Consider the following 8,375-nt stretch of genomic DNA (forward strand, 5'->3'; position numbering starts at 1 on the left):
CGACCACGGCCTGCTCGCCGCCGCCGTCGACATCGCCTCCGGCGACAGCGCCATCCTCTCCGGCACCCTCTCCCTGGCCACCCACCCCTGGCTGGCCGACCACGCCGTCACCGGCACCGCCCTCCTGCCCGGCACCGCCTTCCTCGACCTCGCCCTCCACGCCGCCGACCACACCACCAGCGCCGGCGTCAAGGAACTCCTCGTCCAAACCCCCCTCCTCCTGCCCACCACCGGCGCCCTCGACCTCCAGATCGTCATCGACGCCCCCGACCCCGACGGCTGCCGCAACACCACCATCTACTCCCGCCCCCACACCACCACCCACACCACCTGGACCCGCCACGCCCAAGCCACCCTCGCCCCGCACGACGGCTCACCGGCCACCGGGGACGCCGCCTTCGCCGCTCCCGGCGCCTGGCCGCCCGCCGACGCCACCCCCGTCCCGACCGAGGACCTGTACGAGACGCTCGCCGGACGCGGCTACGCCTACGGCCCCGCCTTCCAGGGCCTGACCCGGCTGTGGCGCGGCGCCGACCCGAGCGAGCTCTTCGCCGAGGTGGTCCTGCCTGAGGCGGCGGCCGGCGACGCGGACCGTTTCGGCCTGCACCCGGCCCTGCTGGACGCCGCCCTGCACGGCCTGAGCCGGCACGAGACCTTCCCCCAGGAGGGCGTCTGGCTGCCGTTCTCCTGGAACGGGATCGGCCTGCACGCCTCCGGCGCCCGCACCCTGCGGGTCCGGCTGCGCACCATCGGCGAGGCCGCCCTCCAGGTGACCGCCGCCGACCCGTCCGGCCAACTCGTGCTGAACATCGACGAGTTGCACATCCGGGCGGTCGACCCGGGCCGGCTCGCCACGGCCGCGCCCGCGCCCGACGGGCTGTTCTCCCTCGACTGGATCCCCGTCCCCGCCCCGGCGGCCGAGGAGGCGGACCTCGCCGGTGTCGCCCTGCTGGGTCAGGACCCGCTCGGCCTCGGCGCCGCGCTGACCGGCGCCACCGCCCACGGCGACGTCGCCGCGCTCGCGGCCGCCCTGGACGGCGGCGCCCCGGCCCCGGCCTGCGCGGTGGTCACCGCCGTCTCCCCGGCCGAGGAGCAGGGGCTCCCCGAGTCCGCCCACCGGATCGCGGCCGATCTGCTGGCGGTGGTGCAGGCGTGGATCGCCGAACCCCGGCTGGAATCGACGCCGCTGCTCGTGCTCACCCGGGGCGCCGTCGCCGCCGGACAGGGCCCGCGCGCCGATGTCACCGACCTGCCCGCCTCCACCGCCTGGGGCCTGATCCGCAGCGCCCAGAGCGAGCACCCCGACCGCTTCGTCCTCCTGGACACCGACCCCGACACCACCGAGGCCCCCGACCACACCGCCCTGATCACCCGCGCCCTGGGCACCGGCGAACCCCAACTCGCCCACCGCTCCGGCACCCTGCTCGCCCTGCGCGTCGGACGCGGCTCCGGCACAGGCCAGATCCCGGCCGTCTCCGGCTTCGGCGCCGGCCACGACTGGCGCATCGACGCCCTCGGCGGCGGCACCTTCGACGAGGTCGGCCGCGCCGCCAACCCCCGCGCCACCCGCCCCCTGGAACCCGGCGAGATCCGCCTCCAGGTCCGCGCCGCCGGACTCAACTTCTACGACGTGGCCGTGGCGCTCGGCATGGTCACGGTCACCGACGGCCTCGGTGCCGAAGGCGCGGGCGTCGTCGTCGAGACCGGCCCCGGCGTGACCCGCTTCGCCGTGGGCGACCGGGTCCTCGGTACCTTCCCCTCCGCGTTCGCGCCGTTGACGGTGGCGGACGAGCGGATGGTGGCCCCGGTGCCGGAGGGCTGGTCGTTCGAGCAGGCCGCCTCCATCCCCGCCGTCTTCCTCACCGCCTACTACGCCCTCCACGACCTCGCCAACCTCCAGCCCGGCGAACGCGTCCTCATCCACGCCGCCACCGGCGGCGTCGGCATGGCCGCCGTCCAACTCGCCCGCCACCTCGGCGCCGAGGTCTACGCCACCGCCAGCCCCGCCAAATGGGACACCCTGCGCGCCATGGGCCTGGACGACGACCACATCGCCAACTCCCGCACCCTCGACTTCGCCGACCACTTCCGCACCACCACCCACGGCCACGGCCTCGACGTCATCCTCGCCTCCCTCGCCGGCGAACCCGTCGACACCTCCCTCACCCTCCTCGCCCCCGGCGGCCGCTACCTCGAAATGGGCAAAACCGACATCCGCCGGCCCGAGGACACGGCCACCGCCCACCCCGGCACCACCTACCAGGCCTTCGACCTCAAGGAGGCCGGCCCCGACCGCACCCACGCCATGCTCACCGACCTCCTCACCCTCTTCAACGACAACACCCTCACCCCCCCGCCCCGCACCACCTGGCACCTCGCCGACCTGCGCCACGCCCTGCGCCACATGAGCCAGGGCCGCCACACCGGCAAGAACGTCATCACCATCCCCACCCCCGTCAACCCCCACGGCACCGTCCTCATCACCGGCGGCACCGGCACCCTCGGCAGCCTCCTCGCCCGCCACCTCGTCACCCACCACCACACCACCCACCTCCACCTCATCAGCCGCCAAGGCCCCCACGCCCCCGGCGCCGACCAACTCCACGACGACCTCCTCAACCTCGGCGCCCACACCGTCACCATCACCGCCTGCGACGCCACCAACCCCACCGCCCTCACCCACCTCATCCACACCATCCCCACCGAACACCCCCTCACCGCCGTCATCCACACCACCGGCGCCCTCGACGACGCCACGGTGGCCTCCCTCACCCCGGACCAGTTGCGCGCGGTCCTCACCACGAAGGCGGACAGCGCGGTGCACCTGCACCGGCTCACCGCCGGGCACGACCTGGGCGCCTTCGTCCTGTACTCCTCGGCCGCCGGCCTCATCGGCAGCGCCGGCCAGGCCAACTACGCCGCCGCGAACACCTTCCTGGACGCCCTCGCCGCCCACCGCCACGCCAACGGCCTGCCCGCCACCAGCCTCGCCTGGGGCCTCTGGGCCCAGGCCAGCGCGATGACCGGCCACCTCACCGACCAGGACCACGCCCGGATGTCCCGCAGCGCGTTCCTGCCGATGAGCTCCGAGCAGGGCCTGCGGCTGTTCGACGCCGCCGACCGGACGGCCCGTCCGCTCCACCTGCTCTCCCCGCTCGACCTGGCCCACGCCCCCCGGCTGCCGCTCTGGTCACGGCTGGCCACCATCCGGCCCACGGCCGCCGCCGAGCAGTCCGGGCCGGCGCTGACCGAGCAGCTCGCCGCGCTCACCCCCACCGAGCGCCACCAGCACGTGCTCGGCCTGGTCCGCCGGCAGGTCGCCGTGATCCTCGGCATCGACAACCCCACCGTCATCGACGCCACCCGGGGCTTCCTCGACCAGGGCCTCGACTCCCTCACCGCCGTCGAACTCCGCAACCGCCTGCACACCACCACCGCCATCCGCCTGCCCGCCACCGCCGTCTTCGACCACCCCACCCCCAACGCCCTCACCCAGTACCTCCTCGACCAACTCGCCCCCGCCGGCGAGAAGTCACCCGAGGAGGTCACCCAGGCGGCCATCGGGCGCATCCTGTCCGAGCTGGACCGGCTCTCCGCCCTGGTCGGCTCGGTCCCGGCCGCCGACATCGCGGCCACCCGCGTCCCGGCCCGCCTGAGCGCGCTCCTGTCGACCATCACGGCCACCGACCCCGCCACCGAGGAGGCGGACCTCGACAGCGTCTCGGCCGAGGAGCTGTTCGCCTTCATCGACAACGAGCTGTAACCCCGCCCTCCCCCGGGCCCGAGCGCCGCGTCCGCCGACGCGGCGCTCGGGCGGTTCCGGGTCAGTCCGCGGTGCCCGCCGCCGGCGCGGGAACGACCGCGAGAGGGGCCGGGGCCGGACGGCGCGCCCGCAGGACGATGCCGGACAGGACCAGGCCGGGGACCACGCCGAGCGCGGCCACCATCAGGATCCAGACCGAGCTGGTCGACATCGCGCTGCCCAGGACGTGGTCGCGGACACCGTCGCCGGTGCGCTCCACCAGCGTCAGGTACAGCGAGCCGTACACCGCGATGCCCGCCACCTGGCCGAGCTGGACGATCGTGGTCAGCAGCCCGCTGGCGTCCACCGCCTTGTCCATCGGCACGTTGACCAGCGACTGGGTGAGCAGCGGGCTCACCGACAGGCCCATGCCGACACCGTTGAGGACGGTGCCGATCCACATCAGCGCCCCGCCCGAGCCGCCGTCCTGCACGCCGATCGCGACCAGGCCGTAGGCGACCGCCGAGACCGCCAGGCCCGCCGGGGCGAGCAGGTGGTGGATCCGCTCGGGGAGCTTGCGCCAGTAGAAGCCGGCCAGGCCGAAGGCGACCGACATCGGCAGGTAGGTCAGGCCGGCCCGCAGCGCGCTCTCGCCCAGGCCCTGCTGGAGGTGGAGGGTGAAGACGAACAGGAAACCGCCGTAGGTGAGCTGGACGCACACCACGGTGAGCATGCCGATCGACATGCCGGGCGCGCGCAGCACGGCGAGGTTGAGCAGCGGGTCGCCGCCGCGCGCGGCGATCCCCCGCTCGACCCGGACGAACACGGCGGCGAGCGCGACGCCGGCCGCCATACAGACGAACGTCCAGGCGGGCCAGTCCAGTTCGCGTCCGAGGACGGCCGGGAGGACCATCAGGAAGACCGCCGGGACGGCCAGCGCCAGACCGTACAGGTCCAGTCGGCGGCGGCCGGTCGGGGCGTCCTGCGGCAGCAGCCTCGGGACGAGCGCGATCAGCACCAGGCCGATCGGCAGGTTGACCAGGAACACCGGGCGCCACCCGGCGTTGAACAGGTCGGCGTTGACGATCACGCCGCCGAGCACCAGGCCGGCCACCGCGCCGGTCGACAGCACCGCCCCGTAGGCGGACAGCGCCTTGGCGCGCGCCGCGCCCTGGAACCGCATCTGGATCACGCTCATGATCTGCGGCACCATGACCGCCGCGCTGGCGCCCTGGGCGAAGCGGAACACCACCAGCGTCACGGCGTTCGGCGCGAAGGCGCAGCCCGCCGAGGTGAGGGTGAACACGACGACGCCCAGCAGGTACATCCGGCGCCGCCCGTACAGGTCGCCCAGCCGGGCCCCGGTGATCAGCAGCATCGCGTAGGCGATCGTGTAGCCGCCGACGACCAGCTGCAGGGAGGCGCCGGAGGCGTGCAGCTGGGTTCCGATCGAGGGCATCGCCACATTGACGATGAACACGTCGACCAGGCCCATGAACTGTCCGAGCAACAGCAGTACCAGCATCATCCACCGCCGGTTGGACTCTGCGGCGGGTGCCGCGGTCGGCTGCGTCGCCGACCCTGCCGTGGTCATGGCTCTCTCCGTTCGATCGCTCCAACCCCTTGGGCGCGGCGCGGGTGCCGCCGGCCGGGGCTCGGTCTACATACCGGCGAGGGGGGCGGAACTCATCGCCGTTCCGCGCGCGAACCCGCGCGAACCCGCCGGGGCACTCAGGGAGAAGTCGGCCCGGGAACGCCGTGGCTAGGCTCCCGGACGCGAGCCGGGGCCGCCGCCGAACGGTGCCGGATGTCGCCATGTCGGGATCCCACAACGAGAGTTGACCCATCATGATCTACGAACTCCGCGAGTACACCGCCGTCCCCGGCCGGATGCCGGACCTGATCCGCCGGTTCAACGAGCACGCCGTGAAGCTGCTCGGCGAGCACGGGATGGAGGTGGTCTTCATCTCGCTGACCGAGTTCGGCCCGCAGACCATGGGCCAGGTGGTCTACATGCTGCGGCACGACTCCTACGACGCCCTGGAGCGCAACTGGGCGTCCTTCTTCGCCGACCCCCGCTGGATCGAGGCCCGGCGGCTCAGCGAGCTCAACGGGTCGCTGGTGTCCCGCCTCGACCGGCGGCTCCTCACGCCCACACCGTTCGGGTGACCCGGCCCGGCCGATCCGTCCCCCTCCCACCGGACGCACGAAAGGTACCGCCGATGACGAACGAGCGACGTTCCCTCACCTTCTTCGAGTCCCTGTTCTACCTGTGGCGCGTCGGCCCGGTCGTCGCGAGCGTCACCCTGGAGGGCGGGGTCGACGCGGAGGTCCTGGAGCGGGCGCTGCGCCTGCTCCAGCGCGACCACCCGCTGGTGCGCTGCTCCTTCCGCCGCACCCCGGACGACGTCGCCATCGAGCTGGCCGACGACGGCCCGGGACTGGAACTGGTCGCGCCGGGCGACAACGGCCTGGTGCGGGTGCTCAACACCGGGCTGGAGGACGACCGCCGGCTCTACCGGGTCACGCTCGCCCAGGGTCCGGAGTCGGCGGTGCTCAGCTTCGCCGGCGACCACGCCGGCAGTGACGCCCGGCTGAACACCCTGCTGCTGCGCCGCCTGCTCGGCCACTACGCCGACCTGCTGCGCGGGGTGGAGAGCGCCCCGGCCGGCCGGTCCGCGTTCGAGGGCTCGCTGGAGGAGGCGCTGCTCGCCGCGTACCGGCCGGGCCCGGTCCGGGCGCCGGAGGCGGGCGAGCCGCCGCTGACGCTGGGCGCGCCGACGGACGCGCCGGGCGAACTGGCGGTGCGCGCCTTCGCCTTCGAACCGGAGACGACGGCCGCGCTGCTGGCCGCCGCCCGCCGGGACGGGGTCTCGCTCACCAACCTGCTGGTCGGGGCGATGGCGTGCGCGGTGCGCGCCCGGTTCCCAGAGGCCGGGCCGCTGCCGGTGGCGCCGGCCTTCGCCGTGGACCTGCGGGGCCGGGTCGAGCCGCCGATCGCCCCGGACGCGCCGTTCTGCTGCGTGGCGCGGCTGGTGTGCTCCACCGGCGTCGACGCCGACGACCGCCCCGCCGAGGTGGGCCGGCGGATCGGCGCGCAGCTCAAGGAGGCGCTGGCGCAGGAGGAGATCCAGCACCGGCTGGTCTCCCAGCGCGAGGTCGGCGAGGCCACCCCGCTGCCGCCGATCTCCTTCATGGTGTCGAACATCGGCGTCATCGAGGAGTACCCGGTGCCGGAGGGCCTGCGGATCACGGACAGCCGGTGGGCCACCACCTCGCGCGGGCCGGTGCCGACGTTGTTCGGCTCGACGGTGGCCGGCCGGCTCACCCTCGACCTGGTGTACGACACGGCGTTCCACCGGACCGAGGTGATCGAGGAGGTGGCCAAGCAGTTCGAGGCGGTGCTGCTCACCGCCCTGGACTGACCGCCGGACCACCGGGAAGGCCCCCGCTCCGGGTCCGGAGCGGGGGCCTTCCCGCGATGCGCGCCCGGCCCGGGGGTCAGTGCGCGGGCGTCAGCATCGCGCTGTTGTGGTACGCGGCGATGTGCCAGGCGCCGTCCTTCTTCTCCAGCACCCAGGTGGCGTTGATCTTGCGGTTGTCGGGGACCTCGCTCTCGCCGGCGAACAGGATGCCGGACTCGCTGACCACGATCGCGGCGCTGTCCCCGAGGAAGCGCAGGCTCAGCTGCCTGTTGTACGTCGAGCTGCCCTTGAGCGGCCCCTCGAAGCCCTTGGCCATGGTCGCGCGGATCACCTCGCGGCTGTCCCGCAGCGAGCCCGGCAGGATGGCGGTCGCGTCCTCGTTGTAGTGGGCGACGAAGGCGTCGGCGTCATTGGCCTCCCATGCCTGGTAGGTCGCGCCCAGCACGGCGTTGATCGCGGCCTCGTCTTCGGTACGGGTGACAGACATTGGAATCTCCCTCAGAGCCGGTCCGCCTGGCTGTTCCGACGGACTCACCCCTACATACCGGCGGCGCCCCCGGAACTCATCGCGCCGGCGGCGACGAGTTTTCCGGGCCCGCACAACCTGGGAGAAGCCGGGCGCCGGACCCGGGCCATAGCGTCGGAGCACGAGTCCGGCACTTCGAGAAGGAGATCCACGTGGACGGCGGTTTGAGGACCAGGCCGGGACTGGCGGTACAGGCCGGGACGGTGCCGCTGGCGGTACGGGTGGCGGTCGAGGCGGAACGGCGCGGGCTGCCGTCCTTCCACTCCAGCGAGTTCTACGACCGCTCGGCGGTGGTGACGCTGGCCGCCGTCGCCGCGGCGACCTCGCGGATCCGGATCGGCTCGGCCATCGCCTGGGCGCTCGGCCGCACCCCGGTGGCCACCGCCACCGAGTTCCGTTCGCTGGCGGAGCTCGCCCCGGGCCGGGTCCAGCTGGGCCTCGGCACCGGGAACCCGCAGGTGATCTCCGACTGGCACGGCATCGACGAGGAGCGGCCCGCCGCCCGGCTGGCCGAGCTGGTGCCGCTGATCCGCCGGATCTGGGAGGTCGGCACGGCGCCGGTGGACCACGACGGCGCGTTCTACCGCTGCCGCCTCCCCGTCGACCCGACGCTCCCGCCGTGGCCCCGTCCCGCGGACCCGGCCGGCACCAGCCGTCCGCCGGTCCTGCTGGCCGGCGGACG

General features: G+C 73.9%; 6 protein-coding genes. 4 read left to right on the forward strand and 2 right to left on the reverse strand.

The window, feature by feature from the left end:
* On the forward strand, window positions 1-3,763 hold a 3,763-nt coding region (locus tag ABD308_RS10855; RefSeq protein ID WP_344331622.1), incomplete at its 5' end, for an SDR family NAD(P)-dependent oxidoreductase.
* A gap of 61 nt (window positions 3,764-3,824) precedes the next feature.
* Here ABD308_RS10855 and ABD308_RS10860 read toward each other — a convergent pair.
* Window positions 3,825-5,336 (reverse strand): MFS transporter, encoded by a 1,512-nt coding sequence (locus tag ABD308_RS10860; protein ID WP_344331628.1) that lies wholly within the window; start codon window positions 5,334-5,336, stop codon window positions 3,825-3,827.
* Window positions 5,337-5,590: 254 nt separating this feature from the next.
* On the opposite strand from ABD308_RS10860, the gene ABD308_RS10865 reads away from it, so the two are divergent.
* Together ABD308_RS10865 and ABD308_RS10870 are read left to right on the forward strand one after the other, a co-directional pair.
* The gene (locus tag ABD308_RS10865) at window positions 5,591-5,911 is read left to right on the forward strand and encodes an NIPSNAP family protein (RefSeq protein WP_344331630.1); all 321 of its coding nucleotides are present in this window, start codon (window positions 5,591-5,593) and stop codon (window positions 5,909-5,911) included.
* A 53-nt stretch (window positions 5,912-5,964) separates the two neighbouring features.
* Entirely contained in the window at window positions 5,965-7,167 is a 1,203-nt protein-coding gene (locus ABD308_RS10870) for a phthiocerol/phthiodiolone dimycocerosyl transferase family protein (protein ID WP_344331633.1), read from the forward strand.
* A gap of 76 nt (window positions 7,168-7,243) precedes the next feature.
* Here the strand turns inward: ABD308_RS10870 and ABD308_RS10875 are convergent, their stop codons facing one another.
* Complete coding sequence (locus ABD308_RS10875; RefSeq protein WP_344331635.1) at window positions 7,244-7,654, reverse strand: SgcJ/EcaC family oxidoreductase; 411 nt, start codon at window positions 7,652-7,654, stop codon at window positions 7,244-7,246.
* 191 nt (window positions 7,655-7,845) lie between these two features.
* Between ABD308_RS10875 and ABD308_RS10880 the strand changes: the two genes are divergently transcribed.
* Window positions 7,846-8,375, forward strand: a 530-nt coding sequence (locus ABD308_RS10880; protein WP_344331637.1) for an LLM class flavin-dependent oxidoreductase, incomplete at its 3' end; no start/stop codon positions are given.

It is taken from the genome of Kitasatospora putterlickiae, from assembly GCF_039527695.1.
Lineage (GTDB): Bacteria > Actinomycetota > Actinomycetes > Streptomycetales > Streptomycetaceae > Kitasatospora > Kitasatospora putterlickiae.

Coding starts and splice junctions, on each gene's coding strand:
- ABD308_RS10860 (WP_344331628.1), bottom strand. CDS start 5,336: ATGACCACGGCAGGGTCGGCGACGCAGCCGACCGCGGCACCCGCCGCA.
- ABD308_RS10865 (WP_344331630.1), top strand. CDS start 5,591: ATGATCTACGAACTCCGCGAGTACACCGCCGTCCCCGGCCGGATGCCG.
- ABD308_RS10870 (WP_344331633.1), top strand. CDS start 5,965: ATGACGAACGAGCGACGTTCCCTCACCTTCTTCGAGTCCCTGTTCTAC.
- ABD308_RS10875 (WP_344331635.1), bottom strand. CDS start 7,654: ATGTCTGTCACCCGTACCGAAGACGAGGCCGCGATCAACGCCGTGCTG.